The sequence below is a fragment of the Sulfitobacter sediminivivens genome (genome assembly GCF_042611115.2).
In the GTDB taxonomy this organism is placed as follows: Bacteria; Pseudomonadota; Alphaproteobacteria; order Rhodobacterales; family Rhodobacteraceae; genus Sulfitobacter; species Sulfitobacter sediminivivens.
The window spans coordinates 32,038-57,107 of record NZ_JBHGAR020000014.1 but is presented as its reverse complement, the minus strand read 5'-3'; the positions used below and the strand labels follow the sequence as shown (position 1 = coordinate 57,107).

The 25,070-nt window shown below is 57.1% G+C and carries 21 protein-coding genes; 12 read left to right on the top strand and 9 right to left on the bottom strand.

Annotated features, from left to right (window positions below; translation table 11 throughout):
• Positions 1 to 28: 28 nt before the first annotated feature.
• Together ACEWL3_RS14385 and ACEWL3_RS14380 are read right to left on the bottom strand one after the other, a co-directional pair.
• Positions 29 to 1,942 (bottom strand): cation:proton antiporter domain-containing protein, encoded by a 1,914-nt coding sequence (locus ACEWL3_RS14385; RefSeq protein WP_386183704.1) that lies wholly within the window; start codon positions 1,940 to 1,942, stop codon positions 29 to 31.
• Between the two features lie 73 nt (positions 1,943 to 2,015).
• Entirely contained in the window at positions 2,016 to 2,471 is a 456-nt protein-coding gene (locus ACEWL3_RS14380; RefSeq protein WP_386183828.1) for an Lrp/AsnC family transcriptional regulator, read from the bottom strand.
• A gap of 148 nt (positions 2,472 to 2,619) precedes the next feature.
• Here ACEWL3_RS14380 and hppD point away from each other — a divergent pair, with 148 nt between their 5' ends.
• Positions 2,620 to 3,720: a 4-hydroxyphenylpyruvate dioxygenase gene (gene hppD / locus ACEWL3_RS14375; RefSeq protein ID WP_386183706.1), complete on the top strand. Its 1,101-nt coding sequence runs from the start codon at positions 2,620 to 2,622 to the stop codon at positions 3,718 to 3,720.
• 61 nt (positions 3,721 to 3,781) lie between these two features.
• On the opposite strand, the gene ACEWL3_RS14370 is transcribed toward hppD, so the two are convergent.
• Positions 3,782 to 6,379: a hypothetical protein gene (locus ACEWL3_RS14370; RefSeq protein ID WP_386183708.1), complete on the bottom strand. Its 2,598-nt coding sequence runs from the start codon at positions 6,377 to 6,379 to the stop codon at positions 3,782 to 3,784.
• 172 nt (positions 6,380 to 6,551) lie between these two features.
• On the opposite strand from ACEWL3_RS14370, the gene ACEWL3_RS14365 reads away from it, so the two are divergent.
• The gene (locus tag ACEWL3_RS14365; protein ID WP_386183711.1) at positions 6,552 to 7,253 is read left to right on the top strand and encodes an SIMPL domain-containing protein; all 702 of its coding nucleotides are present in this window, start codon (positions 6,552 to 6,554) and stop codon (positions 7,251 to 7,253) included.
• Positions 7,254 to 7,303: 50 nt separating this feature from the next.
• On the opposite strand, the gene ACEWL3_RS14360 is transcribed toward ACEWL3_RS14365, so the two are convergent.
• Complete coding sequence (locus ACEWL3_RS14360; protein ID WP_386183714.1) at positions 7,304 to 8,596, bottom strand: O-acetylhomoserine aminocarboxypropyltransferase/cysteine synthase family protein; 1,293 nt, start codon at positions 8,594 to 8,596, stop codon at positions 7,304 to 7,306.
• A 179-nt stretch (positions 8,597 to 8,775) separates the two neighbouring features.
• Here ACEWL3_RS14360 and ACEWL3_RS14355 point away from each other — a divergent pair, with 179 nt between their 5' ends.
• Positions 8,776 to 9,381: a hypothetical protein gene (locus ACEWL3_RS14355; RefSeq protein ID WP_386183717.1), complete on the top strand. Its 606-nt coding sequence runs from the start codon at positions 8,776 to 8,778 to the stop codon at positions 9,379 to 9,381.
• Between the two features lie 12 nt (positions 9,382 to 9,393).
• Here the strand turns inward: ACEWL3_RS14355 and ACEWL3_RS14350 are convergent, their stop codons facing one another.
• Positions 9,394 to 10,398 carry a GT-B fold glycosyltransferase domain-containing protein gene (locus ACEWL3_RS14350; RefSeq protein WP_386183718.1) on the bottom strand — a complete coding sequence of 335 codons (1,005 nt, stop codon included), beginning with the start codon at positions 10,396 to 10,398 and terminating at the stop codon, positions 9,394 to 9,396.
• 97 nt (positions 10,399 to 10,495) lie between these two features.
• Between ACEWL3_RS14350 and ACEWL3_RS14345 the strand changes: the two genes are divergently transcribed.
• The 4 genes from ACEWL3_RS14345 (at position 10,496) to ACEWL3_RS14330 (ending at position 14,680) form a co-directional block, all read left to right on the top strand.
• Positions 10,496 to 11,260: a hypothetical protein gene (locus tag ACEWL3_RS14345; protein ID WP_386183720.1), complete on the top strand. Its 765-nt coding sequence runs from the start codon at positions 10,496 to 10,498 to the stop codon at positions 11,258 to 11,260.
• A 309-nt stretch (positions 11,261 to 11,569) separates the two neighbouring features.
• Entirely contained in the window at positions 11,570 to 12,808 is a 1,239-nt protein-coding gene (locus ACEWL3_RS14340) for an HlyD family efflux transporter periplasmic adaptor subunit (RefSeq protein WP_386183722.1), read from the top strand.
• The gene (locus tag ACEWL3_RS14335) at positions 12,805 to 13,977 is read left to right on the top strand and encodes an FtsX-like permease family protein (RefSeq protein ID WP_386183724.1); all 1,173 of its coding nucleotides are present in this window, start codon (positions 12,805 to 12,807) and stop codon (positions 13,975 to 13,977) included. Before ACEWL3_RS14340 ends, ACEWL3_RS14335 begins: the two co-directional genes overlap by 4 nt.
• A 10-nt stretch (positions 13,978 to 13,987) precedes the next feature.
• Complete coding sequence (locus ACEWL3_RS14330) at positions 13,988 to 14,680, top strand: ATP-binding cassette domain-containing protein (protein WP_386183726.1); 693 nt, start codon at positions 13,988 to 13,990, stop codon at positions 14,678 to 14,680.
• Between the two features lie 166 nt (positions 14,681 to 14,846).
• Here ACEWL3_RS14330 and ACEWL3_RS14325 read toward each other — a convergent pair whose 3' ends face one another.
• A complete protein-coding gene (locus ACEWL3_RS14325; protein ID WP_386183729.1) occupies positions 14,847 to 15,710 on the bottom strand; it encodes a CobW family GTP-binding protein in 864 nt (287 codons plus the stop codon).
• The gene (locus ACEWL3_RS14320; protein WP_386183731.1) at positions 15,707 to 17,335 is read right to left on the bottom strand and encodes an amidohydrolase; all 1,629 of its coding nucleotides are present in this window, start codon (positions 17,333 to 17,335) and stop codon (positions 15,707 to 15,709) included. Before ACEWL3_RS14320 ends, ACEWL3_RS14325 begins: the two co-directional genes overlap by 4 nt.
• 96 nt (positions 17,336 to 17,431) lie before the next feature.
• On the opposite strand from ACEWL3_RS14320, the gene ACEWL3_RS14315 reads away from it, so the two are divergent.
• From ACEWL3_RS14315 to ACEWL3_RS14295, 5 genes are all read left to right on the top strand, one after another.
• On the top strand, positions 17,432 to 18,358 hold the full coding sequence (locus ACEWL3_RS14315; protein WP_386183733.1) for a LysR substrate-binding domain-containing protein: 927 nt from the start codon (positions 17,432 to 17,434) through the stop codon (positions 18,356 to 18,358).
• Between the two features lie 192 nt (positions 18,359 to 18,550).
• Positions 18,551 to 19,558 carry a TRAP transporter substrate-binding protein gene (locus ACEWL3_RS14310; RefSeq protein ID WP_386183735.1) on the top strand — a complete coding sequence of 336 codons (1,008 nt, stop codon included), beginning with the start codon at positions 18,551 to 18,553 and terminating at the stop codon, positions 19,556 to 19,558.
• 75 nt (positions 19,559 to 19,633) lie between these two features.
• Complete coding sequence (locus tag ACEWL3_RS14305; RefSeq protein WP_386183738.1) at positions 19,634 to 20,173, top strand: TRAP transporter small permease; 540 nt, start codon at positions 19,634 to 19,636, stop codon at positions 20,171 to 20,173.
• On the top strand, positions 20,170 to 21,459 hold the full coding sequence (locus ACEWL3_RS14300) for a TRAP transporter large permease (protein ID WP_386183741.1): 1,290 nt from the start codon (positions 20,170 to 20,172) through the stop codon (positions 21,457 to 21,459). Before ACEWL3_RS14305 ends, ACEWL3_RS14300 begins: the two co-directional genes overlap by 4 nt.
• Before the next feature lie 9 nt (positions 21,460 to 21,468).
• Positions 21,469 to 23,064 (top strand): N-acyl-D-amino-acid deacylase family protein, encoded by a 1,596-nt coding sequence (locus ACEWL3_RS14295; RefSeq protein ID WP_386183744.1) that lies wholly within the window; start codon positions 21,469 to 21,471, stop codon positions 23,062 to 23,064.
• 67 nt (positions 23,065 to 23,131) lie between these two features.
• Here ACEWL3_RS14295 and ACEWL3_RS14290 read toward each other — a convergent pair whose 3' ends face one another.
• Together ACEWL3_RS14290 and ACEWL3_RS14285 are read right to left on the bottom strand one after the other, a co-directional pair.
• The gene (locus tag ACEWL3_RS14290) at positions 23,132 to 24,094 is read right to left on the bottom strand and encodes a succinylglutamate desuccinylase/aspartoacylase domain-containing protein (protein ID WP_386183746.1); all 963 of its coding nucleotides are present in this window, start codon (positions 24,092 to 24,094) and stop codon (positions 23,132 to 23,134) included.
• On the bottom strand, positions 24,091 to 25,062 hold the full coding sequence (locus ACEWL3_RS14285) for a pyridoxal-phosphate dependent enzyme (RefSeq protein ID WP_386183748.1): 972 nt from the start codon (positions 25,060 to 25,062) through the stop codon (positions 24,091 to 24,093). The genes ACEWL3_RS14290 and ACEWL3_RS14285 overlap by 4 nt, the downstream gene beginning before the upstream one ends.
• Between the last annotated feature and the right edge of the window lie 8 nt (positions 25,063 to 25,070).

Sequence of the window (25,070 nt, the reverse complement as noted above, 5' to 3'; positions counted from 1 at the left end):
TGGTGGTGAGCTGTGCGCCCACCCGCCTTCAGGCCTGCTTTCGTTCCTCTTCTTCGATCCTATTGAGGAATGCCGTTTCAAGGTCCTTTTGCAGTTCTTTGGCCCGTTCCACATAGGCTTTGTTGTCGCCGGGGGCCACATCAGGCCGCCAGAGGTCCGCCAATTCACGGACCGATGCGCGGTCATGGGCATAGAACATCCGCTGCGCTTCGGCGGCCTCATATTCAGACAATCCCATCTTTTCCAGCACATACCGCCCTGCACGCAATGAACTGTCAAACATCTCGCGCACGATGTCATTGGCCCCGGCCTGATACTGGCGATAAACGTCCGTGCGGTCATGTGCACGGGCAACGATGTGGATGTCGGGACGCAGTTTGCGGGCATAAGCAATCAATTGCAGCGCGGCCTTTTGATCGTCCAGAGTGACGACCAACACCTTGGCGTCCTTGATCCCCGCCTTGCGCAGGATGTCGGGGCGCGTGGGATCACCGAGAAATGCCTTGAACCCAAAACGCCGCATCACGGCAATGGTGTCAGGGTTGTGATCAAGCACAACGGTCTGAAACCCGCTCGCCTGAACCAAACGGTTGACGATCTGACCAAATCGGCCAATACCTGCGATGATTACCGGGCCCTCTTCGTCGATCTCATCCGGCGTAATGGTCCCGCCTTCTTCCATTCGCTTGCTGATCACATCGTAGAGGATGAACAACAGCGGCGTGATCAACATCGACAGCGCAATCACCAGCAAAAGGGTCTCTGCGACCCCGTTCGGCATGACCCCGGTTGCGACCGAAAAGCTGACCAGCACGAAACCAAATTCACCCGCCTGCGCCAGACCCAGCGCGAACAGCCACTGATCCCGTCCGCGCAACTTGAACACACGACCGATGCCGAACAGGATCACCCCTTTGACGATAATCACCAAAAGCGCCATGCCCAAGATGACAAGCGGATCTCCAAACAACAGTTCAAAGTTGATGCCTGCGCCCACGGTGATAAAAAACAGCCCCAAAAGCAGGCCCTTGAACGGTTCAAGGTCAGTTTCAAGCTCATGGCGAAATTCAGAACTGGCCAAAACCACGCCAGCAAGGAATGCCCCAAGTGCCGGCGAGAGGCCGACCATCATCATCAGAAATGAAATGCTGACAACAATCAGCAGCGCAAGGGCGGTGTACATCTCGCGCAAGTGGGCGGAATGAATAAACCGAAACACGGGCCGCGTGAAAAATACGCCCACGATGATGATGGAGGCAATTGCGCCAATCGTGACAAGGGTGACACCCCATGCCGGCAACCCTTCAACCAGATTTAGCGCTGCATGTGCTGCTTCTGATCCATGGCCCGTTTCTTCTGCTTTATGGGCGGCTTCTACCTGATCCGGATCAAGCGAGATGGAACCGTCGGGCAACATGCCGGTGGGACGGGTGACGGCGAGCAAGGGAAGGAACGCGAGTATCGGAATGACCGCGATATCCTGCGTAAGCAGTACCGAAAACACCGATCGCCCGCCGCTGGTTTGCATCAGCCCTTTTTCAGAAAGGGTCTGCAGCACAATCGCAGTTGAAGACAGCGAAAGCGTCAGGCCAATGGCCAGTGACACGCCCCACGGCTGTCCATATGCCATAGCAATGGCCATCAGTGCCGCAGTTGAAAGGACAACCTGCAATCCGCCCAGCCCCAGCAGCCTGTGTCGCATGTCCCATAGCGCGCGGGGTTCCAGCTCAAGCCCGATCAGGAACAGCATCATCACCACGCCAAACTCGGCGAAATGCTGCAAATCCTTGGTTTCAGACCCCACCAGATGGAACACCGGACCGATCAGGATGCCCGCTGCGAGATACCCCAGCACCGATCCCAGCCCCAAACGTGCGGCAATTGGCACCGCGATCACAGCAGCAGCGAGATAGATTGAGGCTTGAAACAGGAAACCTTCCATGTCGGTCCTTTCAAAGGAGCAAATTAATCGTTACGCGAGCAATCCGTCACGGGTGTTGCGGATATCAGCGCGGTCAGGTCGGCAGCGGCCCATCGCGTTTGAGTTGATCCATCACAATCTGGCTATGCACCTTTGAAACGGCAGGGTGCGGCAGCAACACCGCGTGAATCAGCCGGTTCAGGCTGGGAAGATCATCACAGTAGACCCGCAACAGATAGTCCGCATCCCCGGTCATCGTCCACGCGCTCACGATCTCTTGTCTTGTGGCAAGAAGCCGCGCAAAACTGGCCGAATGGTCCGGGCCATGCGTGCCCAGATGCACCTGCACAAACCCCTGAACATTCAGGCCCAGTTTGACCGGGTCGAGCCGGGCTATATACCCTTGTATGATCCCGCTTTCTTCAAGCCGCTGACGCCGCCGCCCGGCCTGCGAGGCCGACAAGTGCAAGCGTTCGCCCAACTCATGAGATGTCAGGTGGGCGTCCTTTTGCAGGGATGACAAGAGGCGTGCGTCGATTTCATCTAACATGATGCGTGTTTCCCGCATGATTTTTCACCATTATGCGGCATTTGAGCAGAGAATGCCAGTATCCTGCCAACCTTTGCGCGATATATGCACGGTTCCAACGATATTTCTAGCGCGAACTGATTAAACTTTCATCACATGGAGACTTTTCATGGGTCCTTTCCCGCACGACGCCCCGAAATCCAAGATCACGCCAGAAAACCCTGCTGGCACCGATGGGTTTGAGTTCGTGGAGTTTGCAAGCGACACCCCACAGGACCTGCGTGATCTCTTTGCACGCATGGGCTACACCCATGTGGCCAACCACAAGACCAAACAGATCGAGCTTTGGCAGCAGGGCGACATCACCTATGTCCTGAACGCCGAACCGGGCAGCTTTGGCGCGCGCTTTGTTGAACAGCATGGGCCATGTGCGCCTTCGATGGGGTGGCGGGTTGTAGATGCGCAAAAAGCGCTGGCACACGCGCTGGCCAATGGTGCGGAAGAATACACAGGCGACGGCAAGGTGCTGGATGTGCCGGCAATCATGGGGATTGGCGGGTCGCTCCTGTACTTCGTGGATCAGTATTACAACACGTCGCCCTACAACTGGGAATACGACTGGATCGCCCAGTCCAAACCCGAAGGGGTCGGTTTTTACTATCTCGATCACCTGACGCACAACGTGTTCAAGGGCAATATGGACGTGTGGTTCAAGTTCTACGGCGATCTGTTCAACTTTCGCGAGATCCGTTTCTTTGACATTCAGGGGAAATTCACCGGGCTGACCAGCCGCGCATTGACATCACCCTGTGGTCGCATCCGTATCCCGATCAACGAGGATCGCGATGAAAAGGGTCAGATCGTCGCCTACCTCAGGAAATACAAGGGCGAAGGCATTCAGCATATCGCGGTTGGCGCGCGCAATATTTATGACGCAACAGATGCGATTGCTGAAATGGGCGTCAAATTCATGCCCGGTCCCCCTGAAACCTATTACAAACTGAGCCATGACCGGGTCAAAGGCCATTCTGAACCCTTGGACCGCATGAAAAAACACGGCATCCTGATTGATGGTGAAGGGGTAGTCGATGGCGGCGAAACCCGCATTCTGCTGCAAATCTTCTCAAAAACCGTCATTGGCCCGATCTTTTTCGAATTCATCGAAAGGAAAGGCGATGATGGGTTTGGTGAGGGCAACTTCAAAGCGCTGTTTGAAAGCATCGAACAGGAACAGATTGACAGCGGCGAACTGGCCGATAGTAAGGCTTGATCAAGCGGCGAACCACGTAGTGCCGGGGGCGTGCCTCCGGTTTTACGCGACGTTGCTCCTATCAGCCATTGGGCATTTTCAGCACAACGTTCCGTCCATTCTTGGTATAGCGCAACTCGCTGTCCCCGATTGCGGACACGCGGCCCCCGTCGATCCGGTCGCCCACAATCACTTTTTTGTAGCGTCCATTGCTGAGCCGTACCAAGGCGCGGCGGCTTGATGGTTTGCCGTAGACACCTATCAAATTGACCTTGCGCAGATTGATCGCATTCTTGACCGTGGCTTGCCGCGCGACAGATGCCTTGGACGGGATGGAGGGCGTCACGACCTTTGGTGCCACGGCTGTGGCACTGGCTACCTGCGTCGGTTGTTGTTGGGGTGCCGCCCGTTGTGCCCGTTTGACGATGCGTGCGAAATTCTGTGGCCGTGTGTCAGGGCGCAGCGATGCCTGAACTGCAAATTTCGTTGCATTTTCAATCGCTGGGGCAGGCACTGGTGCACCAGCCAGGGCCGCTGCTACCGCTTCGGAGGTATCGAATGTTTGCGTGTCAACGACTTGGGGTGCCGCGGCGGCTGCGGCCTGTTCCTGAACGGATGTGGGACGCAGTTGAGGGCGGTATCCGGCCAATTCGGACTTTGTCAGCCCATCCAGCTGTGCGCGCTCTGTCGTCTCGGCCAGATTGCCGGGGCGCGGACGCGGGCGCAATTCGGCCAAAGGATCGGTTATGGTTTGTGCTTCCGGTGCGGCCACAGTCCGATCAGGAAATGCCGTTGGGACAACAGGCGGGCGACCCGCAAACACGGTAAATCCGTCTGGGCTCAGCGCCCCTTGGGCAGTCGGGATCAACAGCCCATTTGCATCATAGGCGAACTGGGTGCCTGCAGCTGCGGGGGAGGGAACCGACGCAAATACGACGTCCGTCAAATATCCTTCCGCAGCGGGCAGCGCCACGGCATCCGTTGATGTGCTCACCGGGTCGATGCTGGTCATATAAAGGTCTTCGATGTCGATCAGCGAAGCGGGTTCCGGCGGGACCTCTGGCGCGCGCGGCCATATGCCTGTGGCGGCATATTTTGCCTCGACCTCGGCTTCGGTCATTTCCGGAACTGGGACCGGCACAATCGGGTCGCGCAGGGCGTCCAGCACGGCCGCGTCTTCGCCCGTCAGGCCCGGCTCAAGTGACGCGATCTCAACCCCATCATCCGTGTCTTCCTGCGGGGCGGGAATGGATGCCGTGGCGCGCGGGCTGCGGTCGCCAAAGAGCCGCGACAGGCTGAAGCCGTCGTCCCGAAAGACCGAGGCCCAGGCCGCCACTCCGGCAAGGATCACCAAAAGCGCTGCGGTCAAAATTAGACCGAGGAAACGCGGTTTGCCCCCCACATCCGCACGTCGCGCGCCGAAAACGGTCATCCGCTCGGCTTCGGTCCGAGGTTTGGCTACGGTCGCGCCCGGCTCAGGCTGACTTTGAGGGGCGACATTGACAGGCTGCGGTGTTTTGGATTTTCGCCGGCTCAAAAAGCCTGCTTTGGCTGGTGCGGCCGCATCGGGAATTTGCGGTGCAAGCGATGAGCTGTCGGGTTTGATAGCCTCATCCATAACGGGCAGGGATGGGTCAGATATGGACATGCCCGGTGATCGGTCAGCGTCTGCCGCATTGCCGCTGACGGGCTCGCCCAGTGACGGCTCACGGCGCGCACCCGGTAACAAAGTTGACATGCCCGGCATCTCCGCGCTGCGACGGCTGGCAAATCCAGCCACAGGCGCATTTGCAGGTTTTGGCGCTGTCGGTGAGGGGGCAGCCTGCACGCCTGGTGGGACAAATGAAGGCACCGCCGCACCGCGCGTGGCAGATCCTAGGGCGGGGGCGTATGGGCGTGCTGGTTTGGCAATCGCTGGCTCGGCTTCTTTTTCCTCGCTCTTGAGGCCAGGGTCAGGCCTTTCGGTTGGTTTCACCTTCTTTGGCTCGTCCTCTTCCGGCGCGGAAGTGTCATTTACATCTGATTGATCTGACTTTTCAGCATCCTCAGGGTCAGGCACGGACGCAGCCTCGATCGCCTCTGACGGTACAGACGGTTCACCCTTCTCAGGTGCCGCCGCATTTGCTGTTTTCACATCGCCAATAACCACTACCGCGATGCCATCCGGCTCTACGGTCTCGCCATCTTCAAGCAACTCATCGGCTATAGCGGTCGGTCCAAAAAACGGCTCTCCGAGATAAAGCTGATCGGTGGGGATCGCGGCGAAACTGACCGGGTGAAACCGATGCTCAACCGCAAATGCTTCGGCCTCATCCAGTGTTTCACGCGCCACTGCGGCGATGTGGGTCTGGTCCCCATCAAGGCTGATATCAAACGCCAGATCATCGACAGCGTAAGGTGTGGCACCGTCCAATGCGTCTTTTGCTGCCTGACGGCGCGCGGCGTCGTTCATGTCCGGGGTTGAAATTGTCAGATATTTGATCTGCTCATTTGGCACCAAAAGTTTGGCACGTACGCCACCCGGTTCCAACGACGACGCGGTGCGTCGAAGCACGGCCAGTTCGTCCGCCATGTTTGCTGCGTCCAGGGCCACTGCACCCACCACGCGCCATCCGCCCGCCGCGCGGTGCAAAAGCCGGATGCCTTCAAACGACAGGGAAAGTGCAAAATTTGGCTTCATCGCTTAGATCTTTAACACGGTAGCGGACGCTATAAAATATGGGCCCTGATGGAATTTAGAATAGCGCGGGTCTTTGCTTAAGGAAAGGTAAACCGCCCCATCACACCTTGTAGAGCGGCCATGCGCAGGGCAAGCTTGGCACACTGGAACTGCAAAGATCAGGAGATCAGCCATGAAAACACTTAGATGGGCCGCCAGCCTTTGGATTTTATGCACCGGCCTGGCGATGGCGCAGGTGCCGGAACAGGGAATCATAGTAACGGGTGAGAGTACGATATCGGTCGTGCCCGACATGGCCACGATTACACTGGGCGTGCGCGAAAATGCAATTACCGCCAAAGAGGCCATGGGCAAAGTCACTGAATCCGTGAGCGCGATTTTGGATGAACTGGACGCATTGGGTGTGGCCGAGAAAGACCGTCAGACCAGCCGCTTTTATCTGAACCCCGTCTACGATAACCGCCCCTCGAACACTGACGAAGCGCCAAGGGTCACCGGGTATGAGGCAGGTAATTCGGTGACAGTGACAGTGCGCGACCTGAAAGCGCTGGGCGAGATGCTGGATGCTGTGATCGACATTGGGGCGAACGATTTCAACGGTTTAAGCTTTGGGCTGCAAAACCCCGCACCCGCAATGGCGGTGGCCCGGAAAGTCGCGGTTGCTGATGCGGTTGAGCGCGCGGGGCAATTGGCGGAGGCTGCATCGGTGACCCTCGGCACCGTCCTTCGGATGACAGAAAACAGTCGTGGCGCGCCGCCGATGGCCATGGAAATGGCGGCCATGCGATCCGGGATGAATGATGCGATTGCAAGTGGTGAGATTGATATTCAGGCGCAGGTGACGATGGTTTTTGCCATCACACCCGGTAACTGATTGCAGATGCAGCCCCCCCCCACCGCGCGCTGCGGTGGAGGGCGTCAGGATCAGCTTGTGGCTTTGCTCAGCGCCTGATCAAGATCGGCAATCAGGTCATCTGCATCTTCGGTCCCGATGGAAACCCGCACAACGCCCGGACCTGCGCCTGCCGCCTCTTGTTGTTCGGCTGACAATTGCCGGTGCGTGGTTGAGGCCGAGTGAATGATCAGTGACCGCGTATCGCCCAAGTTGGCCACATGGCTGAAAATCTCAAGCGCATTGACCAGTTTCACGCAGGCGTCATAGCCGCCTTTGACCGCAAACGTGAACAGACCGCCAGCACCGCGCGGGCATACTTTGGCGACACGTTCAAAATAGGGGGATGATTTGAGCCCCGCATAGGTCACGAAATCGACGCGCTCATCCTTTTCGAGCCACGCAGCGATTTTTTCAGCATTCTCAACATGGCGTTCCATCCGCAAAGACAGGGTTTCTGTGCCCATCAACGTATAATGCGCGGCTTGCGGGTTCATGGTCATGCCCAGATCACGCAGGCCGATGGCGATGCCGTGAAAGGTATAGGCCAGATTGCCAAAGGTCTCGTGGAACTTCAGGCCATGGTAGGCAGGCTCGGGTTGGCTGAGCGATGGGAACTTGTCATTCGCGGACCAGTCAAATTTGCCTGAATCCACAACACAACCACCTGTGACGGTCCCATTACCAGTCAGATATTTTGTTGTCGAATGCACCACCAGCGTGGCCCCCAGATCAATGGGACGGCACAAGAATGGCGTGGCTGTTGTGTTGTCAACGATCAAGGGAATACCAGCCTCGTCCGCAATATCGGCGATGGCGCGCACGTCCATAATATACCCGCCGGGGTTGGCAATCGCTTCGCCAAAAATCGCGCGGGTGTCATCATTAATTGCCGCTTTCACTGCATCAAGATCATCAAAGTCGACAAACGTGCAGCTCCAGCCGAACCGTTTGATCGTATGGCTGAACTGCGTGACCGTGCCCCCATAAAGACGGGTTGAGGCGATGATGTTCTTGCCCGGACCCATCAACGGGAAAAGCGCCATAATCTGGGCGGCATGGCCGGAAGAACAACACACCGCGCCGACACCCCCTTCGAGCGTGGCGATGCGTTCTTGCAAAACGGCCACGGTGGGGTTGGTCAGACGCGAATAGATGAAACCAACTTCTTGCAGATTAAACAATGCAGCCGCGTGATCGGCGTCGCGAAACACATAAGCCGTGGTTTGGTAAATTGGTGTTTGCCGTGCGCCAGTTGCCGGATCGGGCCGCGCGCCCGCGTGAATTTGCAGCGTGTCAAAGCCATAGTCGGTTTCGTTGGTCATCTGGTGTCCTCCTCAAGGATTGTCCCGAAGAGGTTTAGGCGCAAACCGTTACACTCTCAACAGAGTTTGTGGGTGGTGCGTCTTGGCCAAACAAAAGTCATAGCATACATATAATGTATGTTGACCGACGATCTGAATTAGCATACATGCAATGTATGTTATCAGCAGGAGACCCGAAAATGGGCAAACAAGAAAAAACTCAGGTAGGCAAGAAAGTTACAACCAGCGAACAGGCGCAGCGCCGTGCAAAACGGATCGAAAATGTGGCCAAAGCCACCAACGTGACCTTTACGCTGGAATTGCCAGTTCGTCGGTTTATCGACGCCCAGGCCAAAGCGGCGGGCATGAATGTGACGCATTACATGCAAAAACTGGTCGAGGACCATGTGATCTCCACCGCGCCAAAAAATGACCCGCTGGCGCTTCGTCTGACTGCAAAGCGCTATGTGATTGGCCATGCCGTCACGATTGCCGGCGAAATGGATGCCGCGGGAAAGTTTGACGAGCATTTCATTTTGAATGTGATAAAAGAAGCTGCAGAAGACCCTGAATTTGCAGCCCAATATGCACTTGCTATCGGCGAAAAGGCGATCTCAAAAAACCGTGTTGCGGTGCGTGCCCGAGTGTCGCTCAATCAGCAGATGGGTCGTCTGATCAAAAAGGCAGTAGGCGCACGCAGCAAGCGTAACGAAAAGGGCAAGATCGCCCGCGCGCAGGTTCAGGATGCCCTGATCACAACCTATACGCTGCTGGAAAAGCCGGAACTTGAAAGTGCCGCCGCTTAAACGGGACGCCGCTTAGCGCATCCAGAATCCTTCGGATTTGATGCGGTTGCGAATGGCCTGCTCCTTTCGGGGCAGGTTGTCTTGATCAAAGAGCGCGCGCACTTTAGCACCACGCCCCTGAAACACCATGCGCTTGATAGCTTCATGGCCTTTAAGCACTTTTTTCAACTTGTTGGGCGCTGCAACTGTCTCCAACACCTGTACGGCCAGATCACTTTCACGCGCGTAAAGCAGCGGCAAAAAGCGGTAGTGGCACGATATTGATCCATCAATCAGACCGTCTGGCAAGGTATCGCGGCCGCCACCAAGCGCATGGATCACAAGCGGCAAAGCCACCTGATCAAGCCAGGGATCAAAGCTCTGACAACACAACTCGACCGGTGGCGTGTCTTGGATAGCCAGCGCGTACTCGAGGAACTTTTCACCAAATTCATGCGGACAGCGGTAAAAGAAGAACCCCGCATTGAAATAGAGATAGCGCCGCCAGTATTCATCTGGCTGGCTCAGGTCGAGGCTGCTTTCAAAGTCCAGCCCAAATTTATCGTATAGCGATTTCCAAAGCCCAGAGTAGCCCGGTCCATAGAGCTGCGGTATCGGCCAGGTGTTTTCACGCCGAAGCGACGCGGTCGGACGATTGAAATCAAAAGGTAACTCAGCCAGATCACCAGTGATGAGGGTGTCTGTATCAAAGAAGACAAAAGGTTCGCCCTTTGGCAGGGCCTGAAGCATTTCGATCTTGTTGCCATAGGGGTATGCGCTGCCGAAATACTTGTTTTCAAAGGGAATAACCTCAGCACCGAGGAAGTCATAGGCGGCCCGTACTTCCGGGTCCCTGATGCTGGGATCATTGTTCCAAAGCGGCCCTGCCTGCGGTTCCGCGATCAACAGCCGGCCTTTGAAATCGGGGTTTGTGTGGCGCAGCGATGCTGCAAACAACAACGCCTCATACGAGAGCCGCCCGTGCTGACCGACAACAACGATGTTGAATGTTTGCGAAGCGCGAGGTTTGCGTGCCATACTCGATTGGTGCCCTTTGGTCTTTTGCGATCACTATAGGGCCAGATGCGGTAGCGCAAAAGGCAGCAATTTACGCCGGCAGACAAGGGCAAGTAAAATGATTGATTTCTTTCTCGCAATGATGGCCGCCGGTATCAATTCTGCGGATGGGGCAGGGACCGGCGATGCCGCGACCGCGCAGACCCAAGCAACGCCCCCCGCGATTGTTCAGCCTCTCACTCCATCAACAACTGCAACCGAAACAGCACCCGCCGAGGCGGCTCCAACAGCCCCGATTGGTGATACACTGGCAACTCTGGCACCTGCACCCGCCACGCCGTCGGCCAAAGTTGATCTGGGGTCCGGCACCGTTATCGGCGAGGGTGTCTTGTTGGAAGGGGTTCCTGCCACGGCTACCGCCCAGGCCCCTGTGCCTCAGGCAATACCAGCCCCGCCAAACGCGGCAGCCCCCGGTATGAACATGGCAGTGGTCCCCGCCGGACTGGTCGCGGAACCGCAAACACCGACCGGGAAATTCACTACCGCAGCCGAAGTCAAACCGATCCTGAATGCCACCAAAGGCAATTGGGTTGCGGTGCGCGAATTCAACGGTCAGGACCTGCTTTATGTGACGCACCTTTGGAGCTGGCGTTGCGGCCTGCACGCGATGGCGATTTCTGTGAACGATGAGCCGATGCAGAATTGGCCGTTGCCGGAATGCCATATGAAATACACCACCCCCGGTGCCATTCTCGAAGAGGACGGTTTGCCCTATCTGACGCTGAAATCTGGGTCTGTCCGTACAATTGATATTCAGATTGTCTATGACGATCTGAGCATGGATGCCGCCAGATTTGAGCGTGGAAATGTCCTGATCCCCTAGGAACCAGCGACGGTGCAAGGTGGTGAATTTGATAGGGTGGAAATAAGATCACCCGAAAGAACCGGCCTCGTCTGTTAACCGCATTGTTTGAACCCATTTGCGCGGCAAGCCAGACATGGTCCTGTCATAGCGTTCCTCTATCGATCAGCATTCCCAAGCTGATCCAGATTTCAGAGGATAATGAGCGCGGAAAAAGTCCAGCGACAGATGTGCAGGATTTGGGTTTGTGCGATGCACTCCTTTAACGTCAGGTTCGAAGGGAATAGGTGTAGGACGGAGACGTGCATGCACCCCTGACCCGAGGACCCCATGACGATATCGAAAGACCCTGATCTTCCGTTGGAATTGGTTGGACGCGATGCTGCTTCATCTGCGACCGCAAAGAACCGTTGGTTCCGGCTTCAGAAACGGTATCTGCTGGTGCTTCTGATTCCGTTCTTCATGTTCAGTGGTGCGGTGATCGGGATGTATTTTCAACCTCCCGCCCTGCAGAAATTCTATGCCCTTACAGGATTGCAGCCCGGCGGCGGCTCCGCAACGCCAATTGCCCTGCCGCCCGACATCGAATTGCCGCCGGAAATGGTGGAAACCATGCAGGTGACCGATGTCGTTGGTCTGGCACGTCTGATGCCGCGCGGGGACGTGTCTATCGTTGCACCGCCTTACGGTGCCGGTGATGCACGGATTGCCGAGATCCTTGTCGCGACAGGTGACCGGGTTGAAAAGGGCAGCATTGTGGCGCGGCTGGACAATGAAGGCCAGTTGCAAAGTGCCGTATTGCTGGCCGAGGCCAATGTCGCGGTTCGCCAAGCCGCGCTGGCGCAGACGCGGGCGACGGTACAGAATTCCCGCGATGAGGCACAGGCGAGTCTGGAGCAGGCTCAATCTGTCGCTGTCGAGGCTGCGGCAGAATACGCGCGCGCCAAAGAGCTGTTCCAACGGGGCGTCACCACAAAGGCAGGGCTTGACGCGGTTGCGGCGGCAGATCGGCAGGCGGCTTTCGCCGTGGTAAAGGCAAAGGCGACCCTGTCGCGGTTTACAGCCACAGACGTGGATATCCAGCCAGATGTGATCGTTGCGGCCCGCAACCTTGATGCAGCAGAGGCTGACTTGGGCCGTGCCCGCCGCGACCTGAGCCGAGCGGCTGTTTTGGCACCGGTCGCCGGGGTGGTGCTGGATGTCAACGTACGCGCAGGGGAACGCCCCCCCGCAGATGGCATCATGCTGATGGGCGATACGGATCAGATGATGGCCGAAGTTGAAGTCTATCAGGATCGCATCGTGTCAGTCGCGATTGGCCAACCAGTTGAGCTGGTGGCGGCAGCCATCGGGCAGACCCTGCAGGGTCGGGTACACTCTATTGGTCTGACCGTTGGCCGTCAGGGATTGGTGTCGGATGATACCGCGGCCAACACCGATGCCCGTGTGATCACAGCCATGGTCGAACTGGACGCCAAATCGTCCGCCATCGCGGCCCGTTTTACCAACCTCGAAGTGATCGCACGCATCGATACGTCCACACCCGCCACACCCCGGGCCACGAAATGAGCCGATTGCTGCAATGGCTGTTTGGGCGTCTCCCGATTGGCTGGTTACAACTGACGCACAGTCGGCCCCGCTTTGCCGCTGCTCTGGCGGGGGTCGCCTTTGCCAATGTGCTGGTCTTTGTGCAACTGGGCATCATGAACTCGATGGCCACTGCAACGCTGAAACCCTATGGTTTCTTTCAGGCCGACATCATGATCTCGGCCTCAGATGCAAACTCAATGACAGAAGGCGGCAACGTCGCGCGGCAATGGCTGTTTCAGGCGTTGGGTGACGCCGATGTGACTGCGGGCACCGGTCTTTTCATCGGTGTGGTCGAATGGGCGCGCCCGGATATTTCTCTGGCGCTGACCACCTATGGAATTGACCCGTCACTGCCGCAATTCCTGTCACCTTCAATCGCACGCAAGATAGCGTCATTGCAGTTGCAGAACGCCGGAATCCTTGATCGGCTCAGCCGGGGCTTACCCCGCGAAGAAGCCGCCGCAATCCGCCCGCAATCGCCGGTCACGTTCGAGGCAAAGAATACCACATTGACGCTTTACGACACGTTTCAAGGCGGCGGTGGGTTTGGTGTTGACGGTTATATGGTGGTTTCGGACCAGACATTGCTCAGTCTGTTTCCAGCGCGAAGTTCCGCCGCACCCAACCATATCTTTTTGCAGATCGCGCCCGGCGCTGACCCTGATATCGTTGCGAGCCGATTGCGTGCCCTGATCTCGGACAAATCCTTGCGCATTCGCAGTTTTGCGCAGGCTGCTGTCGAAGATCAAAGGTATCAGCAGACGGAGCGCCCAACCGGGATCATCTTTGGCTTTGGTGTTCTCATCGGGATATTGGTTGGCATCGTGATTGTCTATCAGGTGCTGTCGACGGATGTGGCCGATCACCTGAGTGAATATGCCACGTTCAAGGCCATGGGATACCCCCAGCAGTTCTTTCTTGGCATTGTGCTGGAAGAGGCGCTGATCCTTGCAGTTCTGGGCTTCATACCGGGGTTCATCGTTGCCAGCGGATTGCTGGCGGGTATGAAGGCGGTGACAAACCTGCCACTGGCCATGACGGCGCAGATGGCGGTCATGGTGTTCATCGGCACATTGGTCGCCTGTACGATATCAGGCGCGATCGCCACCCGGCGGCTGGCCTCTGCTGATCCTGCTGATCTGTTCTGAAGGGGGGGTGATGACGGAAGATACCCCAATTGTTGTCACCGGCCTGAACCACTGGTTTGGCACGGGCGAAGCCCGCAAGCAGGCCCTCTTTGACATCAACCTCATTGTGAAACGCGGGAGCCTGACAGTTCTGATGGGGCCATCCGGGTCCGGCAAGACAACTGTGCTGACCCTGATGGGGTGTCTGCGTGATGTGCAGGATGGCTCCGTCAACCTTCTGGGCCATGAACTGAACGGGGCCGGGCGGGCCCTGAACGAAAGCCTGCGGCGCAGGCTTGGCTTTATTTTCCAGGCCCACAATCTGCACGGCAGCCTGACCGCGCTGCAGAATGTGCTGATGGGTCTGCAAGTGCACGGCCTGCCCAACCGTCAGGCGCAACAAGATGCGGCCCGTCATGCGCTGCGGCTTGTCGGATTGGCGGATCGAATGGATTATTTGCCAGCGAACCTGTCAGGCGGACAGAAACAACGTGTCGCAGTTGCGCGTGCCTTGGTCGGGAACCCGGATGTGATCTTTGCGGACGAACCCACCGCAGCATTGGATAGCGGAAGTGGCCTGACGGTGGTGACGATGCTGAAAAGACTGGGCGAGACACGCGGTACCACCACAGTGATGGTTACACATGACAATCGCATTCTGGAAATGGCCGACAGGATTGTGACGCTTGAGGATGGCAGGATCGTCCGCGACAGTGCGTCGTAAAACGCGATGCCATCCGCAGGCCTGACCCATGTAGAACGACAGTGCCACAACTGCCAAAATTCAATTGCAGGTGCTTGCACCCGGCCGCGTCACTGTCGTTGAGCACGGCCAGATGCCGGACAATTGAGGGCAGAGCAGTGGCTGATCAATTCCTGTTCTGACCCCTTTACCGGTCCCACCATTCTTGAATTTCCGGCAGGCTGATCAGCGCCGCCAGCCCGAGACCAACGAGAATGGTTTTGTGCGGGGTGTCCAGGCGTCTGATCTCCATATTCTTGCCCACGACGTGGACTTCGAAATTGCCGAGGCTGGTCTGCGCAAAACCTTTAAGACGAAAGAGGTGGCGGGGTCGGTTTTTGAGGGAATGAACAAGCGCATCATGGTCAAGAACCACGTCGGTTTCATGATGCCAAGTGGTATATGCGCCATGTGTTTCGCTGGGGCGCAGTCGCGTCTTTGGTACCAGACCTGACAGCAGACCTGATATTGGCCAATCTCCCAATGTGGCTGGTTCCGGCAATCCAAGACCGGCAAACAGATGCGTCACGGCAGGATGTTTGTGTTCCGATTTGGTCAGCAGCACCACATCACCCGCACGGATTTGACCCTGCACTTGCGGCGCAATCAGCGGGTCGTTCAGCAATTCGGTGATGTTGTCCGCATCGACCAAAGTGATGATCCCGGCATAGCGCAATTCAGGTTCTGCAATGGCGGTATTGGCGATGGCCAGCGGGTCGGCTATGCCACTGGCCTCGATGATCACATGATCGGGCCGCGGCCTGCGGTCCAGCGCATCCCCAAGCGCCATGAAAAGATCGGCACCCATCGTGCAACACACACACCCATTGGTCAGCGCGATCACATCCTTGTCCTGCACGCTGATCAGTGCCTTATCAATGTTCACGGCACCGAAATCATTGACCATAATGAGAAATTTCAGGCGATGATCTTCGGTCAGCAAACGATTGATCAACGTCGTTTTTCCCGCGCCAAGATACCCGCTGATCACTGTGAGTGGCAGCGGGGTCATAGCAGCAGAACGTGACCGCCCGAAACTGTACCAAGGACTTCCACGTCTTTGAGCGTATCGGGTTCCGCTTGCGTTGGGTCCTCGCCCAGAATAGCAAAGTCAGCACATTTTCCCGGTGTGATACTGCCGATTTCGGAATCGAGCTTGAGGGTATAGGCGGCCCCCATCGTGATCAGATGCAACGCCTCTGCCACGGTGATTTTTTCTTTGATTCCAAGGATTTCGCCAGTCATGGTCTGGCGATTGACCGCACACCATGCGGTGAAAAGGGGCGACATCGGCGTGACAGGCGCATCCGAGTGGATGGCAACTCGTGCGCCTTCATCCAACGCCGTGCGGGCCGCGTTCATCCGATGGGCGCGCGCCTTGCCCAGCGTGAGCGCGCTGTGCTGATCGCCGAAATACCACAGGTGATTTGAGAAGATGTTTGTACATGCACCCAGTTCTGCGGCCCGTCTGAACATGTCTTGGCCCATCATCTGGCAGTGTTGCAAGACATGGCGCGCGCCGGGCCAGGGGTGTTTTCGGCCTGCTGCTTCAAGTGCGTCGAGGGCCACTTCGGCGGCTTCGTCACCATTTACATGGATGTGCATCTGCACGCCTTCGCGCTGCATCACCTCGCAGAGTCTGAAGATCTCAGCCGGGGCCGTGTTCCATATGCCGTTGGGTTGGCCACCAACGTAACCCGGCCATTTCACCCGCGCTGTCCACCCTTGAATCGATCCGTCTGTCATGATTTTTACCGCCCCCAGACGCAGCTTGTCGGTTGATCTGGATTTGAGGCTGAGGGCGCGTTTTGCGATATCATCGGGCAAGCCGCCGGTTGCCCCCAGAGCCGGTACAATTCGCAGCCCCAGACCGGGGTCATTGGTGACACGCAGCATGGTTTCAAGGTCTTCATCCTCCATGCCTGAATAAAGATCTGTCACGGTTGTCACGCCGGCACGGCGGCACACTGCGGCATAGGAACGGATGGCATCCTCCCCCTGCGACAGGGTGCGAAAATCAAGCCCGACCCGGCGCATCACCGGAAACATCGCCGCCATTTCCTGCAGTTCGCCTGTTGGCTCTGCGTCGGGGTCTTTCACCACACCTTCTGCGTCGGTATCACGTCGGTATTCTGCCAGTGTAAGGGCTGCGGAATTCACGCACATAAGATGAAAGTTTGAAAACAGCACCACGACGGGGCGATCTGTTGCCACGCTATCCAGATGCGATCGGTTCAGGCGCTCGCCGGGCAGGAAAATCGGGTCAAACCCCCAAGCGATCAAAGGTTGGCTGGGCGGCAACCTGCGGACATATTCACCAAGGCGCGCCATCACTGCGTCGATGGTCGTCATGCCGTGGTGAAGAACACCCTTAGGGTCAATACGGTCGTGGTATCCAGCATAGGCAAAGTCCCACATCTTGCCCGCCATCATATGCGCATGACCTTCGACAAAGCCCGGCATCAATATGGTACCAGCCAGTTGGTCATCGTGGCGGACAACCCCCCATTGATCCGCGCAGTTTGCACCGCCCACGGCGAGTATCTTTCCTTCGCGCACGGCGACATGTGTCGCTTCGGGCAGGCTTGGGTCCATGGTGACAATCTTTTCCGCACTGTAAACCGTTATGTCTGCCATGTCATTCTCCACTGATCTCAACAGTCTTAGCGCAGCTTCATTCTTTGGAATAATAGATTTACTGTCCCTTAAAGCATCAAAAAATGGGGGAAGCGGATGAACTTTACGCTCAAGCAACTGCTCTATTTCGATGCAGCGCTGCGCAATGCCTCGATTGCCCGCGCCGCAAAGGAAATGAACATCTCGCAATCGTCGATCACGGCGGCGGTGGATCAGATCGAACAGACGATAGGTGTGGAATTGTTTCGCCGCATTCCCGCCAAAGGGATTTTGGTGACGCAGAACGGCAAGGAAGTCGGCGCACGTATTGCCGCGTTTCTGGAACAGGCCCGCATTTTTCAATCGGATCTGATGTCGCTGAATGGGAATCCGACGGGTACGTTGCGGCTTGCCTGTTTTGAGCCAACCGCCCCTTATGTTCTGCCCCCCTTGCTGCGGCGCATCGCTGACGAATATCCGGAAATTCGCATTGATGTGCTGGAAGGAGACATGGCCCAGATATCAACCTTGTTGCAGACAGGGGCCGTCGATGTTGCCCTGACTTACAAGCAGGAAGTATTGCCTGAGCATCGCTTTGTTTCACTTTTTGAGGCACCGCCATGGGCCCTGGTTCCGGAAAATTCACCGCTGGCGGGCAAGACCGCGATCACCATTGATGATCTTGAAGGTGTAAAGATGATTGCCCTCGATATGCCGCGAACCAGAGGGTACTTTTACAGCCTTTTCCAAAGCCACGGCAAAGAGCCCAACGTGGTGCACAGTACCAAGTCCGGTGCGGTCATTCGCGGATTGGTCGCGGCCCAGTTTGGTCATGCGATCCTGAACATCTGCGGCCCGGGTGACCGCGACCCGCGACAGGGATATCTGGCCATCCCAATTGCCGACAACGCGCAAAGTCCGACCTTCGGCGTGGCCTATGCGCCGCAGTTGGAGAAATCAGTTGTTGTTCAGGCGGTCATCGCAACCAGCAAGAGGCTGGCAGAGGAGGGCGGGTACGCCCATTTGCAGCTTCTGCCCAATTGACACATTAAATAGCTCTTTGCGGACCAGAAAAAGCATTTTGTGTATGTGAAGCCTTGCTCTAGCGTCAGATTCTAGGGGGAGCTGCCAAGGGCCGGACGTGATGTAGCTGCGAATTGTGACACGCCGACTAAAGCTTTGCTCTGCAATAGCACCGACCGAAACGGTGCCCACTCGCAACAAAGGGAAATTACAATGAACAAGCGACACCTATTCAAATTGGTCTCTTCTGCGGCGCTATCTGTCGGGTTGACTGTCTCTGCGCTGCCCGCGTTGGCGGCAGACGTCACGATGAACCTTGGGTTTGGCGCGCCTGAGGCGTCAATCTATGGCCGCTTTGGCAACATTTTCAAAGAAAAGCTTGAAGCGGCGTCAGGCGGGGCCATTGAGGTCAAGCTGCGGTGCTGTAACCAGATTTCGTCAGAGGACGAGGCATTTAAGGCGATGCAGCTCGGCACTGTGGACGGGTTTTTCATCACCGCCAACAATGTATCGCCGCACTGGCCGCTGATGGATGTGACGGTTCTGCCGTATATCTTTACCGATACCGAACATCTCCAACGCGTGGTTGATGGACCCGTTGGCCAGTTGATGAAGGACAAACTTCAGGCCGAAACAAGCGTGCATCTGCTGAGTTTTGGTCCGGCACTTTACCGTGACTTTTACAACTCTGTGCGTCCGGTCAATTCCATGGCGGACATGGACGGTCTGAAAATTCGCGTGCCCAAGAACGAGGTGATGATCGCGACCTTCGAGGCCTTTGGCGCGCAGCCCGTGCCACTGGCGTGGTCCGAGACGCCAACAGCCTTGCAGACCGGCACAGTGGATGGCGGCGACAACGGCACGTCCTTCATCCGCGATATGAAGTTTTATGAGTTTGAGCCCCATCTGGTCATTCTCGAACATTTTGTTTCCATGGCCCCGCTGTTTGCTTCTGACGCGTTTATGAAGCGGCTTAGTGACGAACACCGCGCGATGGTGCTTGAGGCGGCGGATGCTGCGGGCAAAGAGCTGCGTGTGCAGGTTCAGAATGAAACGGACGAAATCCGCACATGGCTCAGCACCGAGGGCGGCATGGCGATGACCACCCCTGACAAGGCTGACTTTATCCGGGTCTCTCAGGGGCTGCAGATCGAATTTGCCGAAAAGCGTGGCGCTGAATTCGTTGATCTGGTTGCCAAAATACAAGAGGCAGCCAAGTAAGCGGGACCTTTTGGCAGGGCATCGTTGAGGTGCCCTGCCCATCGCCGCAAATTTCCCCACAGGCAAGGTGACAGCATGCGCTCCCTGAAACTGCTCGGCCGACACTTCGAAGAGGTGATTTCCTGCACCTGTATCGCGATCATCGCAATCTGTGTCTTTGCGCAGGTCGTTGCCCGGTATGTGTTTGGCATCGCCCTGCATTGGTCCGAAGAAGTGGCGTCTATGGCCATGGTCTGGGCGGTCTATATGGGGGCCGCATTTTGTGTGAAGGAACGGTTTCACATCCGCATCCTTGTGGGCGTGAAATCGCTGCCAATGGGTCTTGGTCGATGGGTCATCTTCGTGTCTGATTTCCTGTGGGCGTTTTTCTGTGTGTTCATGATCAAAGTCGGCGTCGATTATCTGGCTGTCGCCTGGAAATTTTCCTCAACCAGCCCCAGTCTGGGGATCAATCAGTTTTATCCGCAGTCCATCCTTGTGATCGGTTATGCATTGATGCTGATCCGTCTGATCCTGCTTTATGTGGACTGGTACAAAGATGGCCGGGACGGGCTGCCGGGCATGCTTGATGAAGAATGGGGCGATACGACGCAGGATCAGGAGCACATGATATGAGCCCGCTTTTGATGATCGCGCTGGCGTTTATCATACTGACGATCATCGGTGTGCCTCTTTTTGCCTCTGTTGGATTGACCACGGTGCTGGCGCTTTACCTGATCGACATCCCCTATACGCTGCTGGCCCAGACCGGGTATTCCAGCCTGACACCATTTCCATTGCTCACCATTCCGCTGTTTGTGCTGGCGGGGCGATTGATGGAAGTAGGGGGCATGGCCACGCGCATGATCGGGATTGCCACCAGTCTGGTGGGGGCCTACCGCGGCTCGATGGGGTTGGTGACGGTTTTTGCCTGCATGCTTTTTGCAGCGCTCTCTGGTTCTGGTCCTGCCACCACTGCCGCGATCGGGTCCGTCACGGTACCGGCGATGAAGAAGGACGGCTATGACGTGCCGTTTGCCGCCTCGATTACCGCTAGCGCCGGGGCTCTGGGCAGTCTCATCCCCCCTTCAAACTTGATGATCATCTACGGACTTGTTTCTGAAACTTCGATCCCGCGGCTGTTTCTGGCGGGGATCGTGCCGGGGCTAATTGTGACCTTGCTGCTGATGATCACCACCTACATCATTGCGCGCCGCCGCAATTATGGCGGCGACGGTGATCCGTTTTCCTGGGGGCCGTTTGGCAAGGCGGCCTGGGACGGGAAATGGTCGATGGGGGCACCTGTGCTGATTCTGGGTGGCATCTACGGTGGGGCGTTTACGCCGACAGAGGCCGCAGGGGTGGCCGTGTTTTACGCGTTGTTTGTGGGGGTGTTCATCTACCGCGAACTCACCGTCAGAAAGCTGATGGAGGCGTTGCGCTTTACGGCTTTGCTGACCGGTATCCTGATCCTGATTTCACCGACGCTCGCCTTTGGTCAGTTGACCGCATTCTACGATATTCCCACCGCCGTGCAGACCGGCATCACCTCAATCACAGACAACCGGGTGCTGGTGCTGTTGCTGATCGGGGTCTTCTACATCTTCATCGGCACATTCATGGAATCGCTGGCGCAGATCGTGCTTTTCACGGCTGTGTTCCTGCCCTTGGCGACATCGTTGGGTGTTGATCCTGTCATGTTTGGTATCTTTACGGTGATCACCTGCGAGATCGGCTTCCTGACACCCCCTCTGGGCGCAAATCTGACGGTGGCCGCGCGCATTTCCGGCATCTCGATCGAGCGTATATCAGTGGCCGTTCTGCCCTTTATTGGGGCCTATATCATCGGGCTGCTGATCCTGATCATTTTCCCGGATATTACGACTTTCCTGCCGAACTGGATGTACGGCGCGTCGAAATAGGAGGTGGCGATGTTTGATACAATACTGAAAGGCGGCCTTGTCATCGACGGATCGGGGATGGACGGCTTTGATGCGGATGTGGGTATCCGTGACGGTAAGATTGTTCAGATCGGCGAGCTTGGCCAGAGCGCCGCCGCCCAGATCATTGACGCCAGCGGGCTTGTGGTGGCCCCCGGTTTTATCGATATGCACACCCATTCCGACTTTACCCTCATCGCGGATGGCCGCGCGGAAAGTCAGGTCCATCAAGGCGTGACCACCGAAGTTGTGGGTCAATGTGGGATCAGCTGCGCGCCCGTCTGCACCCACAAGGCCATCGCATCCGTCTCGCCGTGGTATACAGACAAGGCAAAGCACGCGGACTGGCGCAGCTTTGGCGATTACCTTGATGCCCTCGAACAGACCGATCTGGGCGTCAACGTCATGGCCTTTGTAGGTCACGGCACGATCCACCGTGCGGTGCTGGGCGAGGAAATGCGCGCCGGTGAGCCTGATGAGATCAAAATGATGGCACGGATGATCGACATTGCCATGGATGAGGGGGCCGGCGGCTTTTCCACGGGTCTGGAATATTGGCCGGGCATGCTTGCCGCGCCTGAACATCTGGTCCCCATGTGCGAAGTCGCGGCAAAACGCGGCAGGCTTTATGCGACCCATGTCCGCAACCGCGACACCCAATACGATCTGGGTTTTGCCGAAGCGATTGCGACCGCCCGCCAGTCGGGCGCGCGATTGCAAATCTCGCATATACAACCCAAATTTGGTGCGCCGCACTATGCGATGGAACACACGCTTGAAATGATTGAGGCGGCACGCAGGCATGATGTGGACATCGCCTTTGACGTGATCCCCCATGACTGGAACCACACCCTGATGGCCGCGATCTTGCCCAAATGGGCGCAGGCGGGGGGGCATGAGGACGTGGTGAAGCGGCTGAAAGACCCTGACGCGAGACAGCGGATCAAAGACAATCCGACACCCATGTGGCTGATCGTCAAGGCACGCAAATGGAAGGATATTGTGCTGCTGAATGCGACCGTCAACAATGATCTGGTCGGGGCAGATTTTGAGGAGATTGGCCGGATGCGCGGGGTGGACCCCTATGATGCCGTGTTGGATCTGCTGCTTGAGGAAAGCGATAATCTGACGGGTCTGATCTGGTCCTCAAAATCTTTCAAGGATGAAGATGTGGACCTCTGTCTGCGACAGCCCGAATGTGCCGTCATCTCTGACACGGTCGCCGTGGCCAATGAGGGTATCCTCAAAGATCAGGTGGGATCGTTGAGCGGATACGGATGGGCGGCGCGGTTCCTGCAGTATTATGTGCGTGACAGAAAAGTACTTGGGCTGGCGGACGCCGTGCAAAGGATCACATCGGTGCCAGCGCGCCGACTTGGCCTGAAAGACAGAGGCAGTTTGCGGGTGGGACACAAGGCCGACATTTGTGTGTTTGATCCTGCAACCATTGCCAGCAACTGTACAGCTAAGCATTTGCGGCGCTATGCATCGGGCATCGCGCATGTCCTCGTGAACGGCAAGTTGTCGATGCACAACGGGGTGCGCACACAGGAAAACTCAGGTGAGGTGCTGCGCAGTTTTGGGTAACGTGGAAGGGTGCCGATTGGCGGGTCAATAGACGCTGCCTTTGATTTGACGGTCTTTCAGACAAGTCCTACGTAACCTCCTTGGCGACAATTGCGATGACATCTCCCCTGCGGGACAGCCCCTGTCCGGCAAAGCAAAGCACCCAGCCGTCGCTGGGCGCAACATAGGTCAGAGGTGCCATGTCAACGCGGTCAATGAAGCGCCCGTGCCCCAGAACATCGCCTTTTTTCACCGGGTCGCCCAGGTCGACAGCGGGCACAAAAATCATGTCATCGTCGCAAATCAGAAATTCAGCGGAGGCGGGAAGGCGCACGCAACGCGATGTCGGCGGCACCTCTTTTGTGGGCAGATGCCCAAGTGCCGCAACCATCCGCGCCAGACCATCTGTCGCAAGCGTTGCCGTGTGACGTGTCACAATGCCCGCGCCCCCAAGTTCGGACGCGATGATGACTTTATCCAGCTTTTCAGCAACCGCATCAATGCTCATGGGGGCGTGGTCTTCGTTTATCAGCACCGTGAAGGGTGCGCCGAAAGCCATGCCTGCGGCCATTGCCAGTGACACCTTCGACGACGTTTCGGGCACCAATATGCTGGGTGCAAAATTCAATGTGCGCCCGCCAGAATGCAGGTCAACGATGTGATCAGCCATCGGCATCAGCGTCCCGCTTAACCAATTCGCAATGCGTTGAGTGAGGCTGCCCAGCGGATCGCCTGGAAACACCCGGTTCAGGTTCAGCCCGTCATCCGGGGTCAGCCGGGTTCCGGCCATCACGGCAGGCAGGTTAAGGGCGGGCAAAAGGATCAGACGTCCCACCAGCGCGCCCGGATCGACGGCGCGCACGAGGGCGTCCATTGCGACGGGTCCTTCGTATTCATCCCCGTGCATCCCGCCGAGGATCAATGTCGTCGGTCCCGTCGTCCCGTTCAGGCAATGCATCGGCAGGCGCACCGACTGCCATGCGCTTTTGTTGGTCGAATTGTGAAAATGCGCATATCCAGACGTCAGGCCGGGCCTGTCCAGCGGGATCATTGCACTGAGCCAATGACAGGTGCGATCCGGTCTTGGTCAAAGTTTGCGCCACACAGGATTACCGCACTTACTTTGCCTTGGCGGTTTGGCGCGTCGAGCTGCCACGCGGCCTGCGCCAGTCCGGCCGACCCTTCGACGAGCATTTTCTCGGTCCAGGCCAGATGGCGCAGACCATCCGCGATCTGATCCTCTGAGCAATCGATCAGCGTGTCGATGACCTCGGTCCCCAAAGGCAGCGTGATGGACCCTTGGTCCACGCCGCCAGCGCAACCGTCAGCCAGAGTGTCCGAATGTGTGACATCGACCATGTGGCCCGCGCGGATGCTGGCCGCCAGCGCCGCCGAATTGATTGCACTGACGCCGACAACGCGGGTACCCGGTGAAAACGCCTTGAGCACACTGCCAATTCCCGAAATCAGCCCGCCACCACCGATCGACACATAGACAACATCAAGGCGCGGCAGCTGTTCCAGCAATTCCAGCGCAATAGTGCCCTGACCCGCAATCACCTGAGGATCGTTGTAAGGGGAGACATAGATTTTGCCTTGCTCTTTGGCCAACACCTGTGCGTGCTGTTCGGCCAGCCCGGAATCGTTTGAATGCAGGATTGTCTCAACCCCAAGCGCTTTGATCCGCGACAGTTTTTCCCGTGCCACGGTTTCGGGCAAAACAACAGTCAGATCATGACCCGTCATTTGCGCTGCTGTGGCAAGTGCGAGCCCGTGGTTGCCGGAGGACGCCGTAATCGCCGGGACTTCGGTCGATAGGGACGTGAGTTTCGACAATGCGCCACGAAACTTGAACGATCCGGTCTGCTGAAAATTCTCGGCTTTGAAGAAAAGACCCGTGTCGTCGTCAAATGACATCCGCGACGCGATGCACGGCGTCGGCGGCAGCCAGCGTTTGATCCGGCGGTGGGCGGCGACCGACAGGGCGGCCTGTTTAAGTACGGCGGGGGATGCTGTCATTGCATGTC